This is a genomic window from Actinoplanes sp. KI2 (assembly GCF_025630775.1).
Taxonomy (GTDB): domain Bacteria; phylum Actinomycetota; class Actinomycetes; order Mycobacteriales; family Micromonosporaceae; genus Actinoplanes.
In genome coordinates this window covers 135,201-158,564 of the sequence record NZ_JAOSZE010000026.1, presented here as the reverse complement: position 1 = coordinate 158,564, position 23,364 = coordinate 135,201, and the positions used below count along the sequence as shown (strand labels likewise).

21 protein-coding genes are annotated in these 23,364 nt (G+C 72.4%); 11 read left to right on the top strand and 10 right to left on the bottom strand.

Annotation, left to right across the window (positions count from 1 at the left end):
• The 4 genes from ODJ79_RS27125 to ODJ79_RS27110 all read left to right on the top strand — a co-directional run.
• Positions 1-809 (top strand): dihydrodipicolinate synthase family protein (locus tag ODJ79_RS27125; RefSeq protein WP_263026415.1); only part of this gene is annotated, 809 nt, incomplete at its 5' end.
• On the top strand, positions 809-1,612 hold the full coding sequence (locus ODJ79_RS27120; RefSeq protein ID WP_263026414.1) for a sugar phosphate isomerase/epimerase family protein: 804 nt from the start codon (positions 809-811) through the stop codon (positions 1,610-1,612). The genes ODJ79_RS27125 and ODJ79_RS27120, both read left to right, overlap by 1 nt.
• Entirely contained in the window at positions 1,609-2,442 is an 834-nt protein-coding gene (locus ODJ79_RS27115) for a PmoA family protein (RefSeq protein WP_263026413.1), read from the top strand. Before ODJ79_RS27120 ends, ODJ79_RS27115 begins: the two co-directional genes overlap by 4 nt.
• A gap of 119 nt (positions 2,443-2,561) precedes the next feature.
• A complete protein-coding gene (locus ODJ79_RS27110; RefSeq protein ID WP_263026412.1) occupies positions 2,562-4,802 on the top strand; it encodes an ATP-binding protein in 2,241 nt (746 codons plus the stop codon).
• Between the two features lie 19 nt (positions 4,803-4,821).
• Here the strand turns inward: ODJ79_RS27110 and ODJ79_RS27105 are convergent, their stop codons facing one another.
• The 6 genes from ODJ79_RS27105 to ODJ79_RS27080 are packed head-to-tail and all read right to left on the bottom strand — an operon-like array spanning position 4,822 to position 11,838.
• Positions 4,822-5,133 carry a hypothetical protein gene (locus tag ODJ79_RS27105; protein ID WP_263026411.1) on the bottom strand — a complete coding sequence of 104 codons (312 nt, stop codon included), beginning with the start codon at positions 5,131-5,133 and terminating at the stop codon, positions 4,822-4,824.
• A 42-nt stretch (positions 5,134-5,175) separates the two neighbouring features.
• Positions 5,176-6,312, bottom strand: coding sequence for a Gfo/Idh/MocA family protein (locus tag ODJ79_RS27100; protein ID WP_263026410.1), 1,137 nt, complete (start codon positions 6,310-6,312; stop codon positions 5,176-5,178).
• Positions 6,313-6,361: 49 nt separating this feature from the next.
• Positions 6,362-7,825 carry a mannitol dehydrogenase family protein gene (locus ODJ79_RS27095; RefSeq protein WP_263026409.1) on the bottom strand — a complete coding sequence of 488 codons (1,464 nt, stop codon included), beginning with the start codon at positions 7,823-7,825 and terminating at the stop codon, positions 6,362-6,364.
• On the bottom strand, positions 7,822-9,087 hold the full coding sequence (locus ODJ79_RS27090) for an enolase C-terminal domain-like protein (protein WP_263026408.1): 1,266 nt from the start codon (positions 9,085-9,087) through the stop codon (positions 7,822-7,824). The genes ODJ79_RS27095 and ODJ79_RS27090 overlap by 4 nt, the downstream gene beginning before the upstream one ends.
• Positions 9,084-10,508 (bottom strand): glucuronate isomerase, encoded by a 1,425-nt coding sequence (gene uxaC / locus ODJ79_RS27085; RefSeq protein WP_263026407.1) that lies wholly within the window; start codon positions 10,506-10,508, stop codon positions 9,084-9,086. Before uxaC ends, ODJ79_RS27090 begins: the two co-directional genes overlap by 4 nt.
• Positions 10,509-10,512: 4 nt before the next feature.
• Positions 10,513-11,838: a Gfo/Idh/MocA family protein gene (locus tag ODJ79_RS27080; RefSeq protein ID WP_263026406.1), complete on the bottom strand. Its 1,326-nt coding sequence runs from the start codon at positions 11,836-11,838 to the stop codon at positions 10,513-10,515.
• A 241-nt stretch (positions 11,839-12,079) separates the two neighbouring features.
• Between ODJ79_RS27080 and ODJ79_RS27075 the strand changes: the two genes are divergently transcribed.
• The 6 genes from ODJ79_RS27075 (at position 12,080) to ODJ79_RS27050 (ending at position 18,052) form a co-directional block, all read left to right on the top strand.
• The gene (locus tag ODJ79_RS27075; RefSeq protein ID WP_263026405.1) at positions 12,080-13,114 is read left to right on the top strand and encodes a LacI family DNA-binding transcriptional regulator; all 1,035 of its coding nucleotides are present in this window, start codon (positions 12,080-12,082) and stop codon (positions 13,112-13,114) included.
• A gap of 16 nt (positions 13,115-13,130) precedes the next feature.
• Positions 13,131-14,468, top strand: a complete 1,338-nt coding sequence (locus tag ODJ79_RS27070) for an ABC transporter substrate-binding protein (protein WP_263026404.1) — start codon at positions 13,131-13,133, stop codon at positions 14,466-14,468.
• A 26-nt stretch (positions 14,469-14,494) separates the two neighbouring features.
• Positions 14,495-15,463: a carbohydrate ABC transporter permease gene (locus ODJ79_RS27065; RefSeq protein ID WP_263026403.1), complete on the top strand. Its 969-nt coding sequence runs from the start codon at positions 14,495-14,497 to the stop codon at positions 15,461-15,463.
• 57 nt (positions 15,464-15,520) lie between these two features.
• A complete protein-coding gene (locus tag ODJ79_RS27060) occupies positions 15,521-16,354 on the top strand; it encodes a carbohydrate ABC transporter permease (RefSeq protein WP_263026402.1) in 834 nt (277 codons plus the stop codon).
• A 4-nt stretch (positions 16,355-16,358) separates the two neighbouring features.
• Positions 16,359-16,946: a hypothetical protein gene (locus ODJ79_RS27055; RefSeq protein WP_263026401.1), complete on the top strand. Its 588-nt coding sequence runs from the start codon at positions 16,359-16,361 to the stop codon at positions 16,944-16,946.
• Positions 16,947-17,098: 152 nt separating this feature from the next.
• Positions 17,099-18,052, top strand: a complete 954-nt coding sequence (locus ODJ79_RS27050; protein WP_263026400.1) for a serine hydrolase domain-containing protein — start codon at positions 17,099-17,101, stop codon at positions 18,050-18,052.
• Between the two features lie 209 nt (positions 18,053-18,261).
• On the opposite strand, the gene ODJ79_RS27045 is transcribed toward ODJ79_RS27050, so the two are convergent.
• From ODJ79_RS27045 to ODJ79_RS27030, 4 genes are all read right to left on the bottom strand, one after another.
• Entirely contained in the window at positions 18,262-18,399 is a 138-nt protein-coding gene (locus tag ODJ79_RS27045) for a hypothetical protein (protein ID WP_263026399.1), read from the bottom strand.
• Between the two features lie 116 nt (positions 18,400-18,515).
• Complete coding sequence (locus ODJ79_RS27040; protein ID WP_263026398.1) at positions 18,516-19,145, bottom strand: SDR family NAD(P)-dependent oxidoreductase; 630 nt, start codon at positions 19,143-19,145, stop codon at positions 18,516-18,518.
• A 492-nt stretch (positions 19,146-19,637) separates the two neighbouring features.
• Positions 19,638-20,639 carry a sugar phosphate isomerase/epimerase family protein gene (locus ODJ79_RS27035; RefSeq protein ID WP_263026397.1) on the bottom strand — a complete coding sequence of 334 codons (1,002 nt, stop codon included), beginning with the start codon at positions 20,637-20,639 and terminating at the stop codon, positions 19,638-19,640.
• Between the two features lie 11 nt (positions 20,640-20,650).
• Complete coding sequence (locus ODJ79_RS27030) at positions 20,651-21,832, bottom strand: Gfo/Idh/MocA family protein (RefSeq protein WP_263026396.1); 1,182 nt, start codon at positions 21,830-21,832, stop codon at positions 20,651-20,653.
• Between the two features lie 97 nt (positions 21,833-21,929).
• Between ODJ79_RS27030 and ODJ79_RS27025 the strand changes: the two genes are divergently transcribed.
• Complete coding sequence (locus ODJ79_RS27025; protein ID WP_263026395.1) at positions 21,930-22,925, top strand: LacI family DNA-binding transcriptional regulator; 996 nt, start codon at positions 21,930-21,932, stop codon at positions 22,923-22,925.
• Positions 22,926-23,364 lie beyond the last annotated feature (439 nt).

The following is a 23,364-nucleotide window of genomic DNA, read 5'->3' as shown; positions in this document are numbered from 1 at the left end:
GGGCCCCGTCGGGGGGGGGCCCGGCCCCCGACCAGCTGCCCGCCGGTCCCGCCACGATCGACGACATCCGCAAGGCGTACGCGGAACAGCTGGCCGACGTGCAGGAAGCCGGCGCCCGGCCGGTGCTGATGTGCTCCCGGCACCTCGCGGCGGCGGCCACCGGCCCGGACGACTACCGGCGCGTCTACGGCGAGCTGATCGAGCAGGCCGACGGCAAGGTCCTGCTGCACTGGCTGGGGGAGGCCTTCGACCCCGCGCTGGCCGGCTACTGGGGCGGGGACGACGTGGTCCTGGAGATCATCGCCGCGCATGCCGCCAAGGTCGACGGGATCAAGATGTCCCTGCTGGACGCGTCGCGCGAGATCGCCATGCGGCGGGCGCTGCCGGCCGGGGTCCGCATGTACACCGGCGACGATTTCAACTACCTGTCCCTGATCCGCGGGGACGAGGTCGGCCACTCGGAGGCGCTGCTCGGGGTCCTGGCCGTGATCGCTCCGCCGGCTGCCGCTGCGCTGCGCTCTCTGGATGCGGGCGATATTTCCTCGTATGACCGGATTATGGATGCGACGCTGCCCCTCGCCCGGCATCTGTTCGCCTCGCCGACATACCACTACAAAACTGGCATCGTCTTCCTGAACTGGCTCGCCGGCCACCAGGACCATCTGACCATGGTCGGCGGCGCCCAGGCCGGCCGCTCCCCTCGCCACCTGCTCGAGCTGATGCGCCTCGCCGATCAAGCCGGGATCCTCCCCGACGCCGACCTTGCCACTACCCGCGCTCGGGCCTGGCTCACGACGGTAGGACTTTGATGAACCGTTTCTCGCTCAACCAGGCCACCACCAAGCGCTGGCCCCTCGCCGACCTGGTCGCCGGCTGCACCGCCGCGGGCGTACCCGCGGTCGGCCTGTGGCGGGAAGAGGTCGCCGAGTACGGCCTGGACAAGGCCGCCGCCCTGGTCCGCGACGCCGGCCTGACGGTGTCCTCGCTGTGCCGCGGCGGGTTCTTCCACGAGCAGGACTGGTACGACGACAACCGCCGCGCGATCGAGGAGGCGGCCACCCTCGGCACCGACACGCTGGTGCTGGTCAGCGGCGGCCTGCCCGGCAAGTCCCGGGACATCGACGGCGCCCGCCGGCACATCGGCGACGCGATCGGCGCCCTGGTCCCCGACGCGCGGGCGGCCGGGGTGCGGCTCGCGATCGAACCGCTGCACCCGATGTTCTGCTCGGACCGCTGCGTGGTGGCCACGCTCGGCCAGGCCCTGGCGATCGCGGCGCCCTACCCGGCCGACGCGGTCGGCGTCTGCCTCGACACGTACCACCTGTGGTGGGACGACCAGGTCTGGCGGCAGATCGCCGAGGCCGGCCGGCAGGGCCGCATCGCCGCCTTCCAGCTCGCCGACTGGATCACCCCGCTGCCCGAGGGCGTGCTGCTCGGCCGGGGGCTGCCGGGGACCGGCTGCGTCGACATGCGCCGCTTCTCGGCGGCCGTGCACGACGCCGGCTACCGGGGCTGGGTCGAGGTCGAGGTCTTCCACGAGGACGTCTGGTCCCGCCCCGGCGCCGAGGTGCTGGCCGAGGCGTACGCCGGCTATCGGGCCTTCGCGTCATGACCACACTTCGCGTGGCCGGGAAAGCGGTCGCCACCTACGTCGAGTCGCCGTCGCTGGACATCCGGCTGGCGCCGCGGCCCTACCTGCACCCGGTCCGCACCCTCACCGGGGTGGCGGTCACCGACGCGCTCTGCTACGACCACCCCTGGCACCTGGGCACCTCGGTGACGATGGCCGACGTGGCCGGCCGCAACTTCTGGGGCGGCCGCACCTTCGTCCGCGACCGGGGCTACGTCTGGCTCGACGACCACGGCCGGATCGTCCACACCTCGTCGTCCCCGGTGGACGACGGCTTCACGGCCCGGCTGGACTGGTGCACGGCCGACGGTGAGGTGGTCCTGCGCGAGCAACGGACGGTGACGGCCACTGCCGCGCCGCACGGTTGGCGACTTTCTTTCGCGTACGCGTTGAGCGCCCCCGGCGATGCCCCGGTGACGCTCGGCAGCCCGGCCACCCACGGCCGCCCGGGCCAGGCCGGCTACGGCGGCTTCTTCTGGCGTGCGACTCCCGGGCCGGCCAAGGCGTTCGGTGCCACCACGGACGCGCCGCACGGCACGGCCGACCGGTGGCTGGCCGTCACCGTGGCCGACCGTTACACCCTGGTCTTCGAGGGGCTGGCCGGCGCCGACCGCTGGTTCGTCCGCACCGAGGAGTACGTCGGCGTCTGCGCGGCCCTGGCCTTCGACGAGGTGCTCGCGATCGAGCCGGGGGCGCCGCTGGCCCGGACTGTCTCCGTGCTGGTCGCCGACGGCGTCCTGACCGGTTCGCAGATCGAGGATGCTCGTCGGTCGGATCTTCGGTCGACCGGCCTCGCCCGTCCGGCGGCATGATCGACTGAAGGGCTGATGGCACCCGGCCGGCAACCGTGCTGTGCCCCGGTCCGCACCCGTGCTCTTCGAGTCTTTGGGGAGTCGGGCCCGACTGCGGCCCGGTGAATCGGGGGGTTCACGTGGAGCGCACTCGCGCACCCGGCACGAGCGTCGCCACAGGGGGAACGGCAGGCACTTCGGTAACGGCGTCGAGCCGTACCGGGCGCGGCCCGCTCTCGCTGCGGGTGTCGCTGGCGCGCACCGCGGGGTTTGCGGTCGTCTACGCCGTGGCACTGATGGCCGGGCGGCTGACCGTCATCGACGACAGCTGCGTGTCGCTGGTGTGGCCCGCGGCCGGGGTCGCGGTGGTGTGGTTCTGCGCCCAGCGATACGCGGGAACCCGGTGGGTGGACGCGTGTGCCCTGTTCCTGATCGCGCTGGCGGGCAACGTCGTCACGGGCGTGACCGTGCCGGGCAGCGTGGGTCTGGCGCTGGCCAACCTGGTGCAGACTTTGTTGTTCGGGTGGCTGCTGGGACGCTGGCGGCCCACGCTGTGGGGCGCCGGCGGCAGCGCCCGCCTCTCCGCGCCCCGGGACCTGGCCTACCTGCTGGGTGTCACGGCCGTGGCCAGCGCCGCTGGTGCGGCGCTCGGCCTCGCCACCATGTGGCTGACCGGGACGCCGGCGTCGTGGCTGATCGCGGCGGACTGGATGGGACGGCAGGTCACCAGCATCTTCGTGCTGGGCAGCACCGGGCTGTGGTTCGGTCCCGCGGTCAGCGGATTCCGGGCCCGGTACGGGACGCCGGCCGGCTGGTGCCGCGCCGTCGACCAGGCGGTGCGGGCGGTGCCTGCCTGGAAGGCCGTCGAGTACCTGGCGGTGGCCTTCTGTTCGGCCGCGGCCTACCTGTTCGGCTTCGTCTTCGACCACGGTCTGCCGCTGGCGTTCCCGCTGGTCGCGGTGACCGTGTGGGCCGCGGTGCGGCTGCGCACCAGCTTCCTGGTCGGGCACCACCTGATCTTCGGCTGCGCGGCGTTGCTGTTCACCCTGTACGGCGAGGGGCCGATGGCCTCCATCGCGGATCCGCGGGCCCGGGTCATGGTCGCGCAGCTGTACGTGGTGCTGATCGCCGCCGTCGGACTGGCGCTGGCGCTGGGCCGCGACGAACGCACCGCGCTGGTGACCGAGCTGACCGCCCAGAAGGAGGAGCAGACCCGGCACGCCGCACTGATGAGCGCGGTCATCGACTCGATGGCCGACGGCCTGTCGCTGGTCGACGCCGACGGCAAGGTCCTGCTGCGCAACCCCGCCGGGGTGCGCCTGCTCGGGCCGGCCGGGACCATGTGCGACATCCAGACCCGGGCACGCAACCTCGACGGCAGCCCGGTCGCCGCGCGGATGCTGCCGCCGGCGCGGGCCCTGGCCGGTGAGAAGGTCGAACCGGTCGACCTGCTGTTCACCGAGCAGGACGGCCACGACGGGCGGATCCTGCGGGTCTCCGCGACCCCGCTGCCCGCCTCCGACGGCGCCCGCAACGCGGTCGTGCTCTTCCACGACGTCACCACCGAGCGTCGCCACCGCGACCAGCTCGCCACCTTCGCCGGGGTCGTCGCGCACGACCTGCAGAGTCCGCTGACCACCGTCGAGGGCTGGTCCGAGGCCGCCGCCGACGCCCTGGACGCCGAGCAGCCCGCGATCGGGATCGCCCGGGACGGCATCAACCGGGTCACCCGCGCGGCCGTCCGGATGCGCGGGCTGATCAACGACCTGCTGGCGTACACCTCGGCCCGCGACGCCGACCTCGACCTCACCCGGGTCGAGCTGACCGCCATGGTCACCGACATCGGCGCCGGGCGCGCCGACGCGGCGGCCGCCGCCGGGCTCCCGGTCCCGCAGGTCGCGCTGGGCCGGCTGCACCCGGTGAACGGCGACGCGGGCGCGATCCGGCAACTGCTGGAGAACCTGATCGGCAACGCGATCAAGTACACGGCACCCGGGGTGACCCCGCACGTCCGGGTCACCAGCACCCAGACGCGCGACGTCGTGCAGGTCACCGTCGCGGACAACGGCATCGGTATCCCGGCGGGGCAGCACGAGGCCATCTTCGACAGCTTCCACCGGGCCCACCAGGGCGCCGGCTACGCCGGTAACGGCCTCGGCCTGGCCATCTGCCACCGCGTCGTCACCCGCCACGGCGGCACCATCGTCGCCACCGACAACCCGGGCGGCGGCACCCGTTTCACCTTCACCCTGCCCGCGTCCGACCCACCGGCCACCCCGGTGAACGCGGCCGGCCTGCCGCTCACCCCGCCCGCCCCGGTCGAGGTTGCCCGATTGTCCGCCCACCCGGCCCTGGCAGCGGTGGCGCACGCCCGGGCGTGACCTCTCCAGGAGCCGCCTGTCAGTGAGCGGCGTCGCCGAGGGCCGGGCCCAGCGCGGCCAGCAGCAGGACCGCGACCACGGCCGCGGCCAGGCCGAACAGCGCCGCCTGGCCGCCGAGCGACGCGGACGAGCGGGCGGTGCGGGCGCCGACGCCTACCCAGACGCCCGCCACGATCAGGCAGGCGGGAAGGAACAGCACGCCGGCCGTCACCACGGACCGGATGCCGTCGGTCAGTACGCCGGTCGTGACGGCGAACGCGGCGATACCCGCCGCCAGCCCGGCGACGATCCAGGCCGTGGCGATGGTGAAGGCGCGCGTCCGGCTCACCACGGCGGGCAGACTACACCCTATCGATGCATGAATGTCGATCGACTAGGCGGCCGGCAGCCGCTGGGTGAACGGCCGCACCGCCCACGGCACGCCCATCTCCGAGGGCAGCGCCATCGTCTCGACCACCTTGCGGAGCAGGTCGTTGACGCCGGGGATGGTGCGCTTCGGGCCCTCGGTGAGCACCGCCGCGTCGTCCAGCAGGTGCGGCGTCGGCACGCCGGGGACGGTCAGCGCCTCCAGCACCGCGGTGAAGTCGGCGGTCGCCGCCAGCGGCACGAGCAGCGGCGTCCCGTCCGTACGGTGCTCGACCAGGTTGGTGAGCAGGTCGGCGCGGCCCTCGACCGGCCGCGGCTCGGCGTCGCCGGGCAGGGCGAGGCGGTCGGTCGGGTATTCCAGCACGGCCCGGCCGCCCGGCCCGCGGGCCGCGATCTCGCCGGCGATGAAGTCCTCGCCGGCCAGCGTCACCGCGATCATCACGGACAGCCCGCTGTCGAAGGCGATCCGGGCGAACGCGGTGTCCTCCACCTCGATCGGCCGCACCCGGTAGCGCTCGGCGACCAGCTGCCGCGGCCGGCCCGCGCCCACCGCCCGGGCGCCGGCGAGGGCCTGCATGACCGCGTGCGCGAGCGGGTTGACCAGCGCGCCGTCGATCACCGGCCGGCCGGCGACGACCCGCCGGCCCGCCCACGGCGACCGGGCATAGTAGACGTCGTCCCGCTGCCAGGACGCCGTGCCGGTGATCCCGCCCAGCGCCCCGAGCCCCGGCAGCGCGTCGCGGAACCGCTGCCACGCGGTCGAACCGAGCGCCTGGAAGCCGACCTGGCAGGCCCGGCCCGCCGCGCTCAGCGAGGCGGCGAGCGTGTGGTGCGCGGCGAGCGACGCGACCGGCGGCTTCTCCAGGAGCAGGTCGCAGCCGGCGTCGATCGCGTCCAGCGCGATCTGCAGGTGCGTGTGCGGCGGCGTGCAGATCACCACCACCTCGGGGGCGGCCGCGGCGAGCAGCTCACGGTGATCGGTGAAGACCGGCACCCCATCCGGTACGGGCGGGTCCGGCTCCAGCGGCCGCACGTCGGCGAGGGCCACGAGCCGGATGCGACCGGTCGCCGCCACCTCGGCGATCCGCCGCCGATGCCACCGCCCGTGCCCGTTCGCCCCGATCAATGCCACCGTCGCCGTCATGCGGTGCCTCCGCAGACGTGCCCGTCCGGCCCTCGCTCGGCGCAGGCGGTCATGCCGCACCTGCCAGGGTCGCTTCCACGCCGTGTTTGTCGAACTCGGTCAGCCACTCGATCAGCAGGTCCCGGACCGTGTCGTCGCCGGCCAGCTCGGGCGCGAAGACGGTGTCCAGCCCCAGCAGCGCGTCCACCACGCCGGCCGGGGTGGCCGGGGCCGCCGCCAGCCGCGCCCGGATCCGGGCCGCCAGGGGGTCGTCGAGGGGGAGCGGCCGCCCGTTGTCGTCGACGCCCCCGGCGTAGCGCATCCACGCGGCGACCACCATGATCGCCCAGTGCGGGGTGGCGCCGGCCGCGCGCCGGTCGAGGATCGTGTGCAGGACGCGCTGCGGCAGCTTCTGCGAGCCGTCCGTCGCCACCTGCACGGTCCGGTACCTGATGGCCGGGTTCGCGAACCGGTGCAGGACCTCCTCGCCGTACTCGATCCGATCGACGCCCGGCGGCGGCATGAAGCTGGGCGCGATGTCCTCGGCGATGAACCGCCGCATCACCCCGGCCATCCCGGGCAGGGTGAGCGCGTCGGCGATCGTCTCCCGCCCGGCCAGCGCGCCGAGGTAGGCGATCGCCGAGTGCACCCCGTTGAGGGTCCGCAGCTTCAGCATCTCCCACGGCCGCGGGTCGCCGGTGAGCACCGCGCCCGCTTTCTCCCAGGCCGGGCGGCCGCCCGGGAAGTCGTCCTCGATCACCCACGCCGAGTAGGGCTCGCCGGACAATGCGGCGTCGTCGCGGAGGCCCAGCCGGCCGAGGGCGAGGGACCGGGTCTCGTCGGTGCTGGCCGGCACGATCCGGTCGACCATCGTGCCGGGAAAGGTGACGTTCTCCCGCATCCAGTCGGTGAGCGAGGTGGCCGCGGCCAGGTAGTCGACCAGCCCGCGCATCCGGTGCCCGTTGGCCGGCAGGTTGTCGCAGCTGACCAGCGCGATCGGCCCGGCGTCGGCCCGCCGCCGGGCGGCCAGGCCGCGGATCAGCAGGCCCGGCACGGTACGCGGCGGCCGGAAGCTCTCCAGGTCGCCGCGCAGCTCGTCGTCGAGCAGCAGCCGCCCGGTCGCCGGGTCGAGCCGGTAGCCCTTCTCGGTGACGGTCAGCGTGACGATCCGGATGGCCGGGTCGGCGAGCAGGCGGACCACCGCGTCGGGGTCGCCCGCCGCGTGGTGCAGCGAGGCGAGGGATCCGACCACCCGGGTGGAGCGGCCCTCCGCGGCGAGCGTGGTGACGCTGTAGAGCCGGTCCTGCGCCCGCAGCGCATCGAGGACGGTGACCGAGCGGGGCGCGACGCCGGCGATGCCCCAGTTGCCGCCGGCGGCCGCCATCGCGTCCTCGGTGAAGACGGCCTGATGGGCCCGGTGGAATGCGCCGAGGCCGAGGTGGACGATGCCGGCGCCGGCGTCGCCCGGCGTGATCCGCGGGCGGCTGGCGGCGGGCACGCGGCCGAGGGTGGCGAGGCCGAGGAGATCGCTCATTTCCAGGCCGGCCCGTCCGGGAAGCGGAACTCGGCGATCGACTCCGGTTTCAGATCCGAGCTGTAGCCGGGCCGTTCGGGGAGCAGATAGCGCCCGTCCCTCGTGCGTACCGGATCCTGGAAATGCTCGTGCAGGTGGTCGACGTACTCGACCATCCGGCCGTCGAGGGACGTGCCGACCCGCAGGTAGTCGAAGATCGCCAGGTGCTGGACCAGCTCGCACAGTCCGACCCCGCCGGCGTGCGGGCAGACCGGCACCCCGAACTTCGCGGCCATCAGCAGCTCGGCCAGCACCTCGGGGACGCCGGCGACCCGGCAGGCGTCGATCTGCATGACCCCGATCGCGCCGGCCTGCAGCAGCTGCTTGAAGATGACCCGGTTGGCGGCGACCTCGCCGGTGGCCACCCGGACCGGCGCGACGGCCTGCTGGATGCGCGCGTGGCCGAGCAAGTCGTCCGGGTGGGTGGGTTCCTCGATCCAGTACGGGTTCGTCTCGGCCAGCAGGCGCATGTTCGCGATCGCCTCGTCGACGCCCCACACCTGGTTGGCGTCCATCATCAGCAGCGCGTCCGGCCCGATCTCGGCGCGGATGATCCGGGCCCGGCGCAGGTCGTCCTCGATCGGGCCGCCGACCTTCATCTTCATCGCCCGCCAGCCCTGCGCGTACGCCACCCGGGTCAGCGCCCGTACCTTGTCGTCGGGATACCCGAGCCAGCCCACGCTGGTGGTGTACGACGGGAAGCCGGCCCGCCGCAGCCGGGCCAGCCGATCGTCGAGCCCGTCGCGGCCCTTGTCGAGGATGGCGGCCGCGTCCTCGGGCGTGAGGGCGTCGTCGATGTGCCGGAAGTCGACGCAGGCCACCAGGTCGGCGGTCGGCATCTCGGCCAGCAGCTGCCACATCGGCTTGCCCGCGGCCTTGGCCCGCAGGTCCCACACCGCGTTCAGGATCGCGCCGGCGGCCATCTGGATGACGCCCTTCTCGGGGCCCAGCCAGCGCAGCTGCACGTCGGCGGTGAGGTCGCGCGGAACCACCTCCTCGGGCGTCCGGCCCACCACGTGGTGGGCGAGGGCCTCGACCGCGGCGCAGGTGATCTCGTTGCCCCGCCCGTTGGTGAAGGTGAACCCGGTCCCGGCCGGGCCGTCGCCGGTGGCCAGTTCGACGTAGGTGGCCGAGTAGTCGCCGCGGTTGATCGCGTCCGAGCCGTCCCCGGCGGCCGCGGTCGGGAAGCGTACGTCGTGGACGGTCAGTCCCGTGATGATCATTTCGCCGCCTTGTCCAGCCGGAAGATCCGCTTCGGCAGGTGGTAGGAGAGGTCGGCCATGGTCTCCACCGCCTCGTCCATCGGCAGCCGGTCCTGCACCACCAGGGACGCCAGGTAGGCCGCGTCGGAGCGGCGCGAGACGTCGTGCCGTACCGGGATCGAGCAGAACGCCCGGGTGTCGTCGACGAACCCGGCCGTGTTGTAGAAGCCGGCCGAGTCGGTCACCGCCTCCCGGAACCGGCGCATCGCGTCCGGCGTGTCCAGGAACCACCACGGCGCGCCGAGGAACAGCGCCGGGTAGCCGCCCGCGAGGGGGGCCAGCTCGCGGCTGAACGTGTACTCGTCCAGCGTGTACACCACGACCCGCAGGCGCGGGTCCATTCCGTACGTGTCAAGCAGTGGTCTCAAGGCATGCACGTAGTCGGTGGCCCGGGGGATGTCGCCGCCGACGTCCCGGCCGTGCGCGGCGTGCAGCCGGCGGTTGTGGTCGCGCACCGCGCCCGGATGCAGCTGCATGACCAGCCCGTCGTCGAGCGACATCCGGGCGAACTCGAGCAGCATGTGCCCGCGGAACGTCTCGGCGTCCGCGGCCGACGCCGACCCGCGCAGGCCTCGCTCGTAGATCGCCGCCGCCTCGGCCGCGGTCAGCACCTCGGTGCGCGCGGTCGGGTGCCCGTGGTCGGAGCAGGTCGTACCGGCCTCGATGAACGCCTCCCGGCGGTGGCGCAGGGCGGCCAGGTATCCGGCGTACGTCCCGGTGTCCTGACCGGCGAGCTCGCCGAGCCGGCCGATGTTCGCGAACCAGTCCTCGCGGTCCAGGTCGACGACGTCGTCCGGCCGGAACGTGGAGATCACCCGACCGCCGGGACCGCCCCAGCCGTCCGCCGCGAGCTTGGCGTGCTGCTCCAGGTCGTCGGTGGGCGACTCGGTGGTCGCCAGGACCTCGATGCCGAACCGCTCGAACAGCGCCCGCGGCCGGAAGCCGGGCTCGGCGAGGCGCGCCGCGATCGCGTCGTACACGTCGTCGGCGGTGTCCCCGCTCAGTCGGGTCTCCACGTCGAAAACCGTCTTGAGGGTACGTTCGAGCCAGAGCCGGGACGGGGTCCCCCGGAACAGGTGCCAGTTGTCCGCGAGCAGCCGCCAGATCGCCCGTGGATCGGTCTCGACCGGGCCGCCGTCGCGCCGGGGCACACCCAGCCGGTCCGGCGGGATGCCCTGGCTGAGCAGCATCCGGGTGACGTAGTGGTCGGGCACGATCAGCAGCCGGGCCGGGTCGGGGAACGGTTCGTCGTCCGCGAGCAGGCGCGGGTCGACGTGCCCGTGCGGGCTGATCAGCGGCAGGTCGCGGGCGGTGGCATAGAGCTCGCGAGCGACCTGGCGATGGCGCGGCTCGATGGCGAACGTCGGGTCGGACACAGTCACCTCGTCAGGAGTTCAGGTCGAGCAGGTCGGCCACGCGCACCGGCGCGGCGGTCTGCAGGGAGCGGTTGGCGGCCAGCCCGGTGAGCAGGGCCAGGGCGCCGTCGCGGGCGGTCGCCGAGCGGCGCATCGGGTCGGTCTGCCCGCCGAGCAGGACGGCGGTCATCCGCTGGTCGGCGCCGCCGTGCCCGTCCCGGCGGTGCGGTTGCAGCTCCACCGCGTACGGCGGGGCCCAGTACGGCCGGATCGTCAGCGTGACCCCGCCCCGCTCCGGAGCGGCGGTGGTGCCGTGCACGGCGGCGCCCTTGAGCTCGCCGGCCGCGTCCGGGCTGACGTGATCGCTCTCCACCACCTCCAGTTCGAGGCGCCCCTTGCTGCCGTTGACCATCAGCCGGTAGCCCTCCCACGGCGCGTACGCGGTGAGGTGGTACGTCATGGTCGCCCCGGTGTCGTAGCGGACCAGCACCGACAGGTCGTCCTCGATGGTGATGCCGGGGGCGAAGACGTTCCGGTCGCGGTGGTAGCCGTCCTCGTCCTCGGCGTCCAGGTAGAGCTCGCGCAGCCGCGGGTTGCCCGCCAGATGCAGGGCGAACGGGTCGTCCTGCGCCGCGGGGCTGCCGTGCGCGCGCTCGTAGTCGCGGGCGTATCCGTGCCGCTTGCCGGCCTCGCCGTAGAAGAACAGCCGGCCGGCGGCGTAGACCTGCTCGGGCGCCGCGCCGAGCCACCAGTTGACCAGGTCGAAGTGGTGACCGGACTTGTGCACCAGCAGCCCGCCCGAGTTGGCCTTGTCACGGTGCCAGCGCCGGAAGTAGTCGGCGCCGTGCCGCACGTCGAGCAGCCACTCGAAGTGCACCGAGCCGATCTCGCCGATCTCGCCGCCGGCCAGCAGCGTGCGTACTACCTCGTGCACCGGGTTGAACCGGTAGTTGAAGGCGACCGAAACCCGATTTCCGGTACGCCGCTGCGCGTCCAGGATGCGCCTTGCGCTCTCGGCGTCCACGGTCATCGGCTTCTCGGTGAGCACGTCGCAGCCGGCCTCGAGCGCGGTCACGATGTGCCCGGCGTGGGTGCGGTCGACGCTGGTCACGATCAGCTCGTCGGCCCGCTCCCGAGCGAGCATGGCGGCCAGCTCGGCGGCGGAGTAGGTGGGCACCGGCTCGTGCCCGGCGGCCTTGAGCCAGCGGTTGTGTGTGTCCATCCGCGACTGGTTGACGTCGGCCAGCGCGACCAGCTCGGCGGTGCCGGCGTGGTCGGCGGTGACGGCGCGGACGAACATCTCGGCGCGGGCGCCGGCGCCGACCAGGGCGTACCGGCGGCGGTGGTCTCGTGGCATGGGTCCTCCCGGCCGACGAGCTGGTGGATGTCTGCAAAGGTTTGCAGCGAAGTTAGGCGGATCGATGAGGTCGAGTCAATGACCCCACGGGCGATTGTCCGGGTTTGTCGGAAGGAAAGCGCGTACCTCATGCCCGTCTGCAATCTTTATGCAACACAAGCACATTGACACTCGTGCAACCGCTTGCATTAATTGTGGTCGTCAGTGATCGCCGCCACAGATCGGCAGGGGAGGTCAGAGCGTGTCCGTCACCATTCGCGATGTCGCCCGCGCGTCCGGCGTGCACATCTCCACGGTGTCGCGCACGTTCTCGGCACCCCACCTGGTCAACCCCAACACCCGCAGCCGCGTGCTGGCCTGCGCCGAGGAGCTGGGTTACCGGCCCAACCGGGCGGCCCGTGCGCTGATCACCGGCCGGACGTACAACATCGGCCTGATCGTCGCCGACATCGCCAACCCGTTCTTCCCCCCGCTGATCAAGGCGGCCGAGAGCCAGGCCCGCAAGCACGACCACCACATCTTCGTCGCCGACACCAATGAGGACCCGGCCGCCGAGGAAGAGGTGGTGCGGGCGCTCGCCAAGCAGGTCGACGGCGTCCTGATCTGCAGCCCGCGGATGAACAACGCGCTGATCGAGCAGCTCAGCCGCGAGGTTCCGCTGGTCGTCGTCAACCGCCAGATCGCCGGCATCCCCGCCGTCGTGATGGACGTGGCGCAGGGCGCCCGGCTCGCCGTCGAGCACCTGACCGGCCGGGGGCACCGCAACATCGCACTGCTCACCGGCCCGCGCGGCTCGTGGACCAGCCGGGAGATCCGGCGCTCCGCGACCGCCACGGCCCGAGCCGGCCACGCCGAGCTCACCGTCATCGGGCCCAACCCGCCCACCGAGATCGGCGGCCTCACCGTCGCCGAGGACGTGCTGCGGGCCGGCGCCACCGCCGTGCTCGCCTACAACGACCTGATGGCGATCGGCCTCATCGAGGGGCTGCTCTCCGCGGGGGCGCGGGTGCCCGAGGACGTCAGCGTCGTCGGAATAGACGACATCATGCTCAGCCGGCTCACCCGACCGAAGCTGACCACGGTGGCGACACCCACCGCCGCCGCGGGTCGGGCGGCCGTCGACATGCTGCTCGCGCATGGCGACGACCGCCGTTCCACCGCACACCTACACCTGCAGACCGAACTGGTCATTCGCGACTCGACGGGGCCGGGCCCGGGTCCGCACAGCCCTGCGGACCCGGGCTACGTGAACGTCCCCGGAGGTGTCGCCTCCTAAAAAGGAGCCAACCGTCATGGATTCCTCCACGAGGAGCGCCACGCACGATCAACCTACCTCGCCGTTCCGCCCGTCACGCCGCCAACTGCTCGCCGCCGCCCTCGCCGTGCCCGTCGCGCTCGGGACGGCAGCCTGCGGCGGGGGTGACTCGGGCAGCGGGTCGGACAAGAAGGTCGAGCTCTCGATCTTCTGGTGGGGCGCGCAGGCCCGCGCCGACCTCACCGAGAAGGCCCTGGCCCTCTACACCCAGAAGCACCCGAACGTGACGTTCAAGAAGACCTGGCAGGCCAACCAGGGCTACTACGACAAGCTCGCCACGCTGACCGCGGGCGGCAACGCGCCGGACATCTTCCAGATCGACGACAACGCGATCTCGGACTACGCCGACCGCGGCGTGACGCTCGACCTCACCCCGTACAGCACGAACGGCAAGCTCGACGTCAGCAAGTTCTCCAAGGGCCTCAAGGAGTACGGCGAGGTCGACAGCAAGCTGGTCGGCGTCGCCATGGGCGAGAACACCCAGGGCCTGGTGTTCGACAAGACCGTGCTCGACAAGTACAAGCTGCCCTCGCCCACCACCGGCATGAGCTGGGCGGACTTCATCACCTGGGCGGCGAACGTCTCCAAGACCAGCAAGGTCCCCGGCACCCAGGACCCCAGCGCGGTTTACCAGGCCCTCTGGGTCTACCTGCGGCAGAACGGCAAGGACCTGTACACCGGCAAGCAGATCGCCTTCGACGAGTCGGACATCACCAAGTGGTTCCAGATGTGGAAGGACGCGGGCGCGAAGGGTGCCACCCCGACGCCGGACGTCATCCACGAGGGCAACGACTCCAGCGTCAGCAAGCAGCTGGTCGTCACAGGCAAGGCCGACACGTCGTGGGTCTGGACCAACCAGATGCCCGAGCTGAAGAAGAACACCAAGAACGACCTGGGCCTGATGGCGTACCCGGGTGACCCCAGCGCCCAGTGGGCCCGCGCCTCGCTGTACTTCTCGGTCTTCCGCGGCAGTCCGCATAAGGACGCCGCGGTCGACGTGGTCAACTTCCTGGCGAACGACCCCGAGGCCGGCGCGATCCTCGGCACCGACCGTGGGCTGCCGCCGAACCTCGACGTCCGCAAGCAGGTCGAGGCGACGGTCACCGACCCGAACATGAAGCAGACCATCCAGGTGCAGAACGAGCTGGCCACGAAGTTCGGGCCGACCTCGCCGAGCGTGCCGCCCAAGGGCCACAGCAAGGTGAAGACCGAGCTGGTCCGGATCGCCGAGGGGGTCACGTTCGGGCGGGCGACCCCCGAGCAGGGCGCCAAGGACTTCGTCACCGCCGCCAAGGCGGCCATCGGACAGAGCTAGGAACCGACTCCGTGACCATGGCTCAGATGCCGGTCCGTCCGACCGAGCCCGTGCCCCCGGTCCCCGCCGCCCATCGGCGGGGCCGGGCGGCCCGGCGCCGCCGCCGCGAGGACCTGGCCGGTTACGTCTTCCTCTCCCCGTGGCTGCTCGGGCTGCTGGGAATCACCGCGATCCCGATGCTGCTCTCGCTGTATCTCAGCTTCACCGACTACAGCCCGCTCATCCCGGTGACCGAGTCGCAATGGATCGGTCTCGACAACTACCGCCGGATGTTCACCGCCGACCCGTCGTACTGGCACGCCGTACGGGTCACGGTGACCTTTGCGCTGATCGCCGTTCCGCTCAAGCTCGCCGCCGCGCTCGCCGTGGCGATGCTGCTGAACAAGACCATGCGCGGGATCGCGTTGTTCCGCGGCCTGTTCTACCTGCCGTCACTGCTCGGCGGCAGCGTGGCGCTGGCCATCGTCTGGCGTGGCATGTTCTCCGGGGACGGCGCGTTCAACGCGTTCCTGTCGATCTTCGGCATCGAGGGCAAAGCTTGGGTGAACGACCCCACCTGGGCGCTGCCCACGCTGATGCTGCTGGCCATCTGGCAGTTCGGCGCGCCCATGGTGATCTTCCTGGCCGGCCTGAAACAGATCCCGGTCGAGCTGTACGAGGCGTCCGCGGTGGACGGTGCCGGGGCCTGGCGCAAGTTCTTCCACATCACGCTGCCGATGCTCTCCCCGGTCATCTTCTTCAACCTGGTGCTGGAGACGATCCACGGCTTCCAGGGCTTCACGTCGGCGTTCGTGCTCAGCAACGGCACGGGCGGGCCGGTGGACGCCACCCTGATGTACACGCTGCACCTCTACAAGGCGGGCTTCGTCGACCTGAACATGGGCTACGCCTCCGCGATGGCGTGGGTCTTCCTCCTGGTGGTCGGCCTGATCACCGTGGTGCTGTTCAACACCGGCCGGTTCTGGGTGCACTACTCCGACTCCGAGGAGCGGTGATGCGCCCTCATGACACCGAGGAGCGGTGATGCGCCCTCATGACACCGAGGAGCGGTGATGCGCTCGAAGGTGGTGCGCCTGTCGGCGCTGATCCTGATCCTGGCCGTCGTGCTCTATCCGCTGCTGTGGATGATCGGTACGTCGTTCAAGTCGCCGGAGGAGATCGCCAGCAACATCGGCCTGATCCCGCACGAGTTCACCCCCGCCAACTTCAGCGAGGGCTGGCACAAGTTCGACGAACCGTTCGGCCGGTTCTTCCTCAACAGCGCGCTGGTGGCGACCCTGACGGTGCTCGGCAACACGGTCTCCTGCCTGCTTGCCGCGTACGCCCTGGGCCGGCTGCGGTTCCGGCTGCGCGGCTTCTGGTTCGCCCTCATGATCGGCACCCTGCTGCTTCCCGGGCACGTGCTGATCATCCCGCAGTACATCCTGTTCCGGACCCTCGGCCTGGTCGGCGGAGACTTCCCCTACCTGCCGCTGCTCGTGCCACACCTCCTGGCGACCGAGGCGTTCTTCGTGTTCCTGATGGTCCAGTTCATGCGCGGCATCCCGCGCGAGCTGGACGAGGCCGCCGTGATCGACGGAGCCTCGGCGTTCAGCGTCTTCCGCCACGTGGTGCTGCCGCTGAGCCGCCCGGCCCTGGTCACCACGGCGATCTTCTCGTTCATCTGGACGTGGAACGACTTCTTCCGGCAGTTGGTGTACCTGTCCCAGCTCAAGGACTACACCGCGCCGGTGGCGCTGACCCTGTTCATCGACTCGACCAGCGAGAGCTCGGTCGGCCCGATGTTCGCCATGTCGCTGCTCTCGCTGATTCCGGTGTTCCTCTTCTTCGTGGCCTTCCAGCGGCTGCTCGTCGAGGGCATCAACACCAGCGGGCTGAAGGGGTGATCCCATGCCGCACGACTGGCGCGACTCGGTCCGGCTCGCCGCCGACCTGGCGCTGCTCGGCATCGTGCTGACCCTGTCGTCGCTCCCGCTGGTCACGGCAGGCGCGGCGGTGGCCACCGGCAGCTACGCCATCCACCACGTGACAACCCAGGGCCGGTGGCCGTCCTTCGCCGACTGCTGGGCGTACTTCCGCCCCCGCCTGGTGCCGGGCCTGCTCGCCGGCCCGGCGGTGCTCGCCGCGACCGCCCTGGTCGTCATCGACGTGTCGGGCCTGCGCCGGGGCGCCGCCCCCGGCGGCGGCCCGGCCCTGGCCGCGGTGCTGACGGCGGCGGCGCTGGCGGCCGGCTACGTCGGCCTCGCCGCGGTACTGGCCGGGATCCGCGAGCGCGGCGCCGCACGTGAGGCCCTGGCCCTGGCGCTGAGCCGTCCGCTCGCCGCGGTGACGGCCGCGGGGGTCCTGGCGGTGGCAGCCCTGCTGGCGGTGCTGGTCCACCCTGCCCTGGTGCCGGTGCTGGCCGGCTACACCCTGTTCGCCCTGCATGCGGTGGCGCGCCGCCGCATCGGGCCCGCGCCGGAGACCTCCCCCGGGTAGGAGCTCGGCGGCGGGCGCGACCCGAGGCTCGAAGCCCGGACCGATTCCGGCCTGGCCGCGGTGACCGTCCTTTTCGGAGAGTTCGTCGCCCTGCCGCGGCGGCCCGGCGGCCGAATCCTCGGCCTGGTCCGGTCACGGCATACTCGGGACTCATGGGCTTCGAAGAGGAGTGGCCGGACCTGGTCGCGGACGCCGACCGTGTTTCCGCCATCGGGGTCGCGGTCGGCGGGCTGAACGGCGACGTCCGGACCGCCGGTCACGACCTGCTGTTCCCGGCGTGCTCGATCAGCAAGCACGTCGCCGCGTTCGGCACGCTGCGGCTGGTCGCCGACGCGGTCCTCGACCTCGACACCGACGTCAACGCGTACCTGTCCGCCTGGCAGCTGCCGGGAAGCGGCACGGTGACCGTACGCCAGCTGCTGGCTCACACCGCGGGCCTGACCGAGAACTGGTTCCCCGGGTACGCCGAGGGCGAGCCGGTGCCGTCACTGGGGCAGATCCTGCGGGGCGAGCCGCCGGCCAACACGCCCCCGGTCCGGCGCGAGCTGCCGCCCGGCACCGAGTTCCGCTACTCCGGGAGCCACTACGCCGTTCTCGAGCAGCTCCTGATCGACGTGACCGGGACGCCGTTCGACAAGCTGATGGCGACCCTCGTGCTGGAACCGGTGGGGATGGCGGACAGCAGCTACGACCAGCACTTCCCGTACGAGCATCGGGAACGCGCCGCCCGCGGCCATGCCGGTGGCGCCCCCGTGCGCGGCGGCTGGCACACGCAGCCGGAGAGGGCCGGCGCCGGCCTGTGGAGCACCCCGGGCGACCTGGTGCGGCTGGAGCGGGAGATCGGCCGGGCCGCCGCCGGCGAGTCCGCGCTGCTGCCGCAGGACCTGGCCGGGCAAATGCTGACCCCGCAGGTACCCGGCGGGTTTGGTCTCGGCACCGAGCTCGGCGACGGGTGCTTCGGGCATACCGGGCAGAACACCGGCTACAGCTGCTTCTCGTTCGCCTGGCCGGCCTCGGGCACGGCGGTCGCGGTGATGACCGACACCGAGGACTGCCCCAAGACGCTGCGCGCCCTCATCGACCTGGCCCGCCGCACCTACGGCTGACGCCCGGCGGCCCGAACCCACCCAGCACCGCGGGACATGCAGACGACCGGGCTGGGCTCGCCTGGCTGGGTTCGCTGGGGCTGGGTTCGCTGGGCTGGGTTCGCTGGGCTGGGTTCGCTGGGGCTGGGTTCGCTGGGGCTGGGTTCGCTGGGCTGGGTTCGCTGGGATGGGTTCGCTGGGCTGGGTTCGCTGGGCTGGGTTCGCTGGGCTCACTGCTTGTGGCGATCCTCGATGCTTGCCCGGCTCGAGTCTTCGGCGTTTCGGGCAGACGCGGCGGCCAGGGCGGTGAACAGGCCCACCAGCACGCGATCGTAGGCGCGGTCGGGCAGCAGCCAGCGGGCGAGCAATGCCGCCTTCGCGCCGCGCCCGACCGCGTAGCGAGCGCGCGGCCGCCGCGCCGTCGCGGCCCGGACGATCGTCCGGGCGACGACGGACGGGGACGAGATGCCCTTGGCCTCCGAGGTCAGCGACGCCGCATACCGGCGGGCGTAGCCTGCGTACGCGCCGTCGCCGGAGCTGGCGAGCAGTTGCTCGCCGGCGACCCGGGGAACTCGGTATCGATACCGCCCGGCTGGATCATGACAACATCGATGCCCAGCGGCCTGAGCTCGACCCGCAGGCAGTCGCTGAGACCCTCCAGCGCGTACTTCGTCGAGTGGTACCACCCGCCCAGCGGCTGGTACATCCTCGCACCGATCGAGGTGACATTGATGATGCACCCCGAGCCCCGGGCCCGCAGATGGGGCAGCACGAGCTGACACAGCCGGGCCGCGCCGAAGACGTTTACCTCGAACTGCCGCCGGGCCTCGTCCAGCGGCACGTCCTCCAGCGCGCCGAAGGAGCCGTAGCCGGCGTTGTTCACCAGGACATCGATGCGGCCCGACTCCGTGACGACTCGATCGACCAGTGCCGCCAGGCCGGCCTCGTCGGTGACGTCGACCCGGACGGTCCGGACACCGAGCGCGGCGAGCGGAGCCATCCGGTCCAGGCGGCGGGCGGCCGCGTAGACCTCGAAACCACGCTCGTGCAGCAGGCGACTGGTGGCGGCGCCGATCCCCGCCGACGCCCCGGTCACGATGGCGACCCTGCCCATGCGTCCACCCTTCGCTGGCCCGAGGGGACCGACGAGATGCCCAGGGTAGCGGTGTCCACAGTGAACCACAGCCGCCGAGGCGGAAACCGGACGAACGACGGTAGGCGTGATCACGTGGCGGCCCGCATGGCAGCGCCCCGGCACGCGCCGGTCGTGGCCGCGTGCCGGCGGGCCGGGCTGCCGCCCGTGGCCGGTGGTGGCCGTAGTGTCGGGTCGGGCTGCCGCCCGTGGCCGGTGGTGGCCGTAGTGTCGGGTCGGGCTGCCGCCCCTGCCCGGTGGTGGCCGTAGTGTCGGGTCGGGCTGCCGCCCCTGCCCGGTGCTGGCCGTAGCGTCGGGTCGGGCTGCCGCCCCTGCCCGGTGGTGGCCGTAGCGTCGGGTCGGGCTGCCGCGCGGGTCGGGCTGCCCGCGGCCGGTCGTGGCCGCGCGCCGGCGGTCGGGCTGCCTCTGGCCGGTCGTGGCGGGTTGCCTTGGCGGGTCGGGTGTCGTCGCGGGTCAGACGCCGGCGGACTTGGCGGCGGCCAGCAGGTTGACGGCGGCCTGGCGCAAGCCCTCGAACTGGTCGAGCTCGGTGTCCTCGTGCTCGATGTTCACCGCCATGTCGGGGTCGATGGCGTGCAACGCGCGCAGGAACGGCGCCCAGAATTCCTCGCCGTGGCCGCGGCCGACCGCCGCGAACTGCCACGACGGGCGGTCCGGCCACTGGTTGAGCGTGTTGCGGCCGCCGAGGTTCAGCGGATTGCGGTCGGCGGGCGTACGGGTGAAACGGTCGTCCAGGACCCCGAAGAGGCGGACGTTCTCCTCATTGATCCGGGTGTCCTTGGCGGCGGCGTGGAACACCAGGTCGCCCAGGTGCTCCACCGCGGCGACCGGGTCGATGCCCTGCCAGAACAGGTGGCTCGGGTCCATCTCGGCGCCGATGTGGGTGGCCCGGGTCTGCTCGACCAGCCGCTGCAGGGTGGGCGGGTTGAAGACCAGGTTGTGGGGGTGCATCTCGATGCAGACCTTTACGTCGGCGTCCGCGGCCCTTGCCTGGATGTCGGTCCAGAACGGGATCGCCACCTCGTTCCACTGGTGGTCGAGGACGTCGAGCCACTGGCTGTCCCACGGGTTGACCACCCAGTTCGCCGTGGTGCTGCCGGGGTGGCCGCCGGGCAGGCCGGACATGGTGACCACCCGTTTGACGCCGAGCAGCGCGGCGAGCTCGATGGTGCGGCGCAGGTCGGCGGCGTGCCGAGGGCCGACCAGCGGGTCGGGGTTGAGCGGGTTGCCGTTGACGTTGAGGCCGGTGAGCGTGATGCCGGCCTGGGCGAACCGGCCCAGGTAATCCTCCCGGGCGGCGCGGCTGGAGAGCACGTCGTCGATCGGGATGTGCGGCGTGCCGATGAAGCCGCCGGTATTGATCTCGGCGCTGGTCAGGCCCAGCTCACCTAGGATCTTCAGGGTCTCGTCGAGGGAGCGGTCGTGCAGGCAGGCGGTGTAGGCGCCGAGTTTCATCGGGGGACTCCTCAGAGCTGGACGGGCTTGTCGGTGGCGGAGACGACCGCATCGAGGACACGCAGGTTGTGCAGGCCGTGCGCCATGTCGGGGCAGGGCGGGAGGGTTTCCGAACCGGCGATCTGGTCGAGGAACGCGCGGGCCTGGTAGACGAAGAAGTCGTTCTGCCCGTGGCCGACGGTGGGGAAGTCCATCGGCAGTCCGCGCCCGGCGTACGGGTGCCAAGGGCCGATGTGGACGGTGCGCACGCCGTTGACCGGGATGGCCGGGCCGGCATCGGTGATGGTGAACTCGGCCGGACGGGTCAGGTCGAACGAGGCCGTCCCGTTCTCGCAGAACAGGTCGATCCGGAGTGTGTTGGCGTGGCCGAAGGCGACTCGGGACAGCGAGAACGTGCCCACCGCGCCGCTCGCGTACGACGTGGTGAAGGTGCAGACGTCCTCGTTCTCCACCGGGATGCGCTCGTCACTGACCTGGACGCCGCCGGCGTGGCCCACGGCCACGCCGAGCGCGCGGGGCCGGTCCTTCACCAGGGTGGCCATCGTGGTGCCCTGCACGCCGACGGTGCGGCCGCAGAAGAACTCGGCGAGGTCGACCATGTGGCTGCCGATGTCGGCCAGCACGCCGCTGCCGGGGCCGCCCAGATAGCGCCAGCTCATCGGGCGGCCAGGGTCGTAGCCATAGTCGCACCAGTAGTTGCCGACGAAGTGGCGGACCGGGCCGAGCGCGCCCTCGACCTGCTGCTTGATCGCGTTGATCGCGGGGGAGCGGCGGAACGTGAAGCCGACCGCGTCGACCAGGTCGGGCGCGGCGGCGGCTGCCGCCACCATGGCCTGCGCGTCGGCGATCGACGGGGCGAGCGGCTTTTCGCAGAGCACGTGCTTGCCTGCGGCCAGGGCGGCCTCGGTGATCTCGCGGTGCAGGCCGTTGGCGACGGCGACGCTGACGGCGTCGACCTCCGGGGACTCGACGACGGCGCGCCAGTCGGTCTCGGCGCGGGCGAAGCCGTAACGGGCGGCCGCGTCGGCGGCGAACGGCTCGTGCAGGTCGGCGACCGCCACCAGCCGGGGGGCGGGCAGGTCGAGACCGAAGACGGTGGCGGCGCCGCGATAGGCGTTGGCGTGGGCGCGGCCGACCATGCCGGCCCCGACCACCGCCACGCCGATGGGCGGCTGAGACGACGGTTGGGTCATGGGGACCTCCAGGGGCGATGCTTTTAAAGCGCTTTAAGTCCCTGTACTATCTGAGTCGATCTCGATGTGTGTCAAGTCCTGCACGGGGAGTGATTCAGTGGATCAGCGACCGCGACTCGCCGACGTCGCCGCGCGCGCCGGCGTCTCGACCGCATCGGTGTCCCTCGTTCTCCGCGGGGCGCCGGGCCCGAGCGCCGAGACCCGGGAACGGGTCCTCGCGGCCGCCGCCGACCTGTCCTATCGCGCCGACCGCACGGCCAGCCTGCTCGCCCGCCGCCGCCGTCACCTGCTCGGCGTGCTGCTCGACGTGCGCAACCCGTTCCACGCCGAGCTGGTGGAAGAGGTGCACGCCGAGGCCGACCAGGCGGGCTACGAGGTGGTGCTGTCCACGCTGACCCGCAGTCGCGACGAGGAGCGCGCGATCGAGACCCTGCTCGACTTCCGCTGCGAGGCGCTGATCCTGCTCGGGCCGGATGCGTCCGACGCCGGGCTCGACAAGCTGGCCGCCCAGGTCCCGTGCGTGGTGGTCGGCCGCCCGGTCGCCGACGCCGATGTGGACGTCGTGCGCCCGGCCGAGGACGTGGGCGTCGACGCGGCGCTGCACCATCTGATCGCTCTCGGACACAGCCGGATCACCTTTGTGGACGGCGGCCGCGGCGCCGTGGCCGCGAATCGCCGCCGCGGCTATCGCCGGGCGATGCGGCGGGCCGGCCTGGTCGCCGAGGTCCTGCCCGGCGATCACACGGAAGAAGGAGGTGTACGCGCCGGCCGGCGCATCATCGCGGAACACGTCCTGCCCACCGCCGTGGTGGCGTCCAACGACCGGCTCGCGGTGGGCGTGATGGACGCGTTCGTCCGGGCCGGCGTCGACGTGCCGGGCCAGGTCTCCGTGGTCGGGTACGACGACAGCACGCTGGCCCGCCTGGCCCACATCGACCTGACCTCGGTCAACCAGGACGCCCCGGCCCAGGCCCGGCACGCGGTGCAGGCCGCAGTGTCCCGCCTCGACGCCGGCCGCACCGCCCGGATGGAAACGGTCCTGGTCCCGCACCTGGTGGTGCGAGGAAGCACAGCCCCACCCCGGCCGGCATAGGGGAGCGCCGCCCGGAAATCCGGTGCCGCGGGACGGAGGTGCCCCGCGACGGCGATGCCACGCGACGACGCGGTTGCGCGTGGCCGCAGTGGCACGCAGCGGTGTGCGGGGGTGGTGCCGCGCGGGGCCGTGCGGTTGTGGTGCCGCGCGGGGCCGTGCGGTTGTGGTGCCGTGCGGTGGTGTGCCGCAAGGTGCAGCGGTGTGCCGCGAGGGCGTGCGATGGTGTGCCGCTGGCGCGTGCAGTGGTGCTGCCGCGTGGGGGCGTGCGGGTGGTGCCGCGTGGGGGCGTGCGGGTGGTGCCGCGTGGGGGCGTGCGGGTGGTGCCGCGTGGGGGCGTGCGGGTGGTGCCGCGCGAGGGCGTGCGGGTGGTGCCGCGCGAGGGCGTGCGGGTGGTGCCGCGTGGGGGCGTGCGGGTGGTGCCGCGCGGGGGCGTGCGGGT

What these genes read in the sequence shown, in the direction of transcription:
- ODJ79_RS27065 (WP_263026403.1), top strand. Translation starts at nt 14,495, where the DNA reads ATGCCGGTCCGTCCGACCGAGCCCGTGCCCCCGGTCCCCGCCGCCCAT.
- ODJ79_RS27070 (WP_263026404.1), top strand. Translation starts at nt 13,131, where the DNA reads ATGGATTCCTCCACGAGGAGCGCCACGCACGATCAACCTACCTCGCCG.
- ODJ79_RS27040 (WP_263026398.1), bottom strand. Translation starts at nt 19,145, where the DNA reads ATGGGCAGGGTCGCCATCGTGACCGGGGCGTCGGCGGGGATCGGCGCC.
- ODJ79_RS27060 (WP_263026402.1), top strand. Translation starts at nt 15,521, where the DNA reads ATGCGCTCGAAGGTGGTGCGCCTGTCGGCGCTGATCCTGATCCTGGCC.
- ODJ79_RS27050 (WP_263026400.1), top strand. Translation starts at nt 17,099, where the DNA reads ATGGGCTTCGAAGAGGAGTGGCCGGACCTGGTCGCGGACGCCGACCGT.
- ODJ79_RS27080 (WP_263026406.1), bottom strand. Translation starts at nt 11,838, where the DNA reads ATGCCACGAGACCACCGCCGCCGGTACGCCCTGGTCGGCGCCGGCGCC.
- ODJ79_RS27115 (WP_263026413.1), top strand. Translation starts at nt 1,609, where the DNA reads ATGACCACACTTCGCGTGGCCGGGAAAGCGGTCGCCACCTACGTCGAG.
- ODJ79_RS27095 (WP_263026409.1), bottom strand. Translation starts at nt 7,825, where the DNA reads ATGAGCGATCTCCTCGGCCTCGCCACCCTCGGCCGCGTGCCCGCCGCC.
- ODJ79_RS27100 (WP_263026410.1), bottom strand. Translation starts at nt 6,312, where the DNA reads ATGACGGCGACGGTGGCATTGATCGGGGCGAACGGGCACGGGCGGTGG.
- ODJ79_RS27035 (WP_263026397.1), bottom strand. Translation starts at nt 20,639, where the DNA reads ATGAAACTCGGCGCCTACACCGCCTGCCTGCACGACCGCTCCCTCGAC.
- ODJ79_RS27090 (WP_263026408.1), bottom strand. Translation starts at nt 9,087, where the DNA reads ATGATCATCACGGGACTGACCGTCCACGACGTACGCTTCCCGACCGCG.
- ODJ79_RS27120 (WP_263026414.1), top strand. Translation starts at nt 809, where the DNA reads ATGAACCGTTTCTCGCTCAACCAGGCCACCACCAAGCGCTGGCCCCTC.
- ODJ79_RS27055 (WP_263026401.1), top strand. Translation starts at nt 16,359, where the DNA reads ATGCCGCACGACTGGCGCGACTCGGTCCGGCTCGCCGCCGACCTGGCG.
- ODJ79_RS27030 (WP_263026396.1), bottom strand. Translation starts at nt 21,832, where the DNA reads ATGACCCAACCGTCGTCTCAGCCGCCCATCGGCGTGGCGGTGGTCGGG.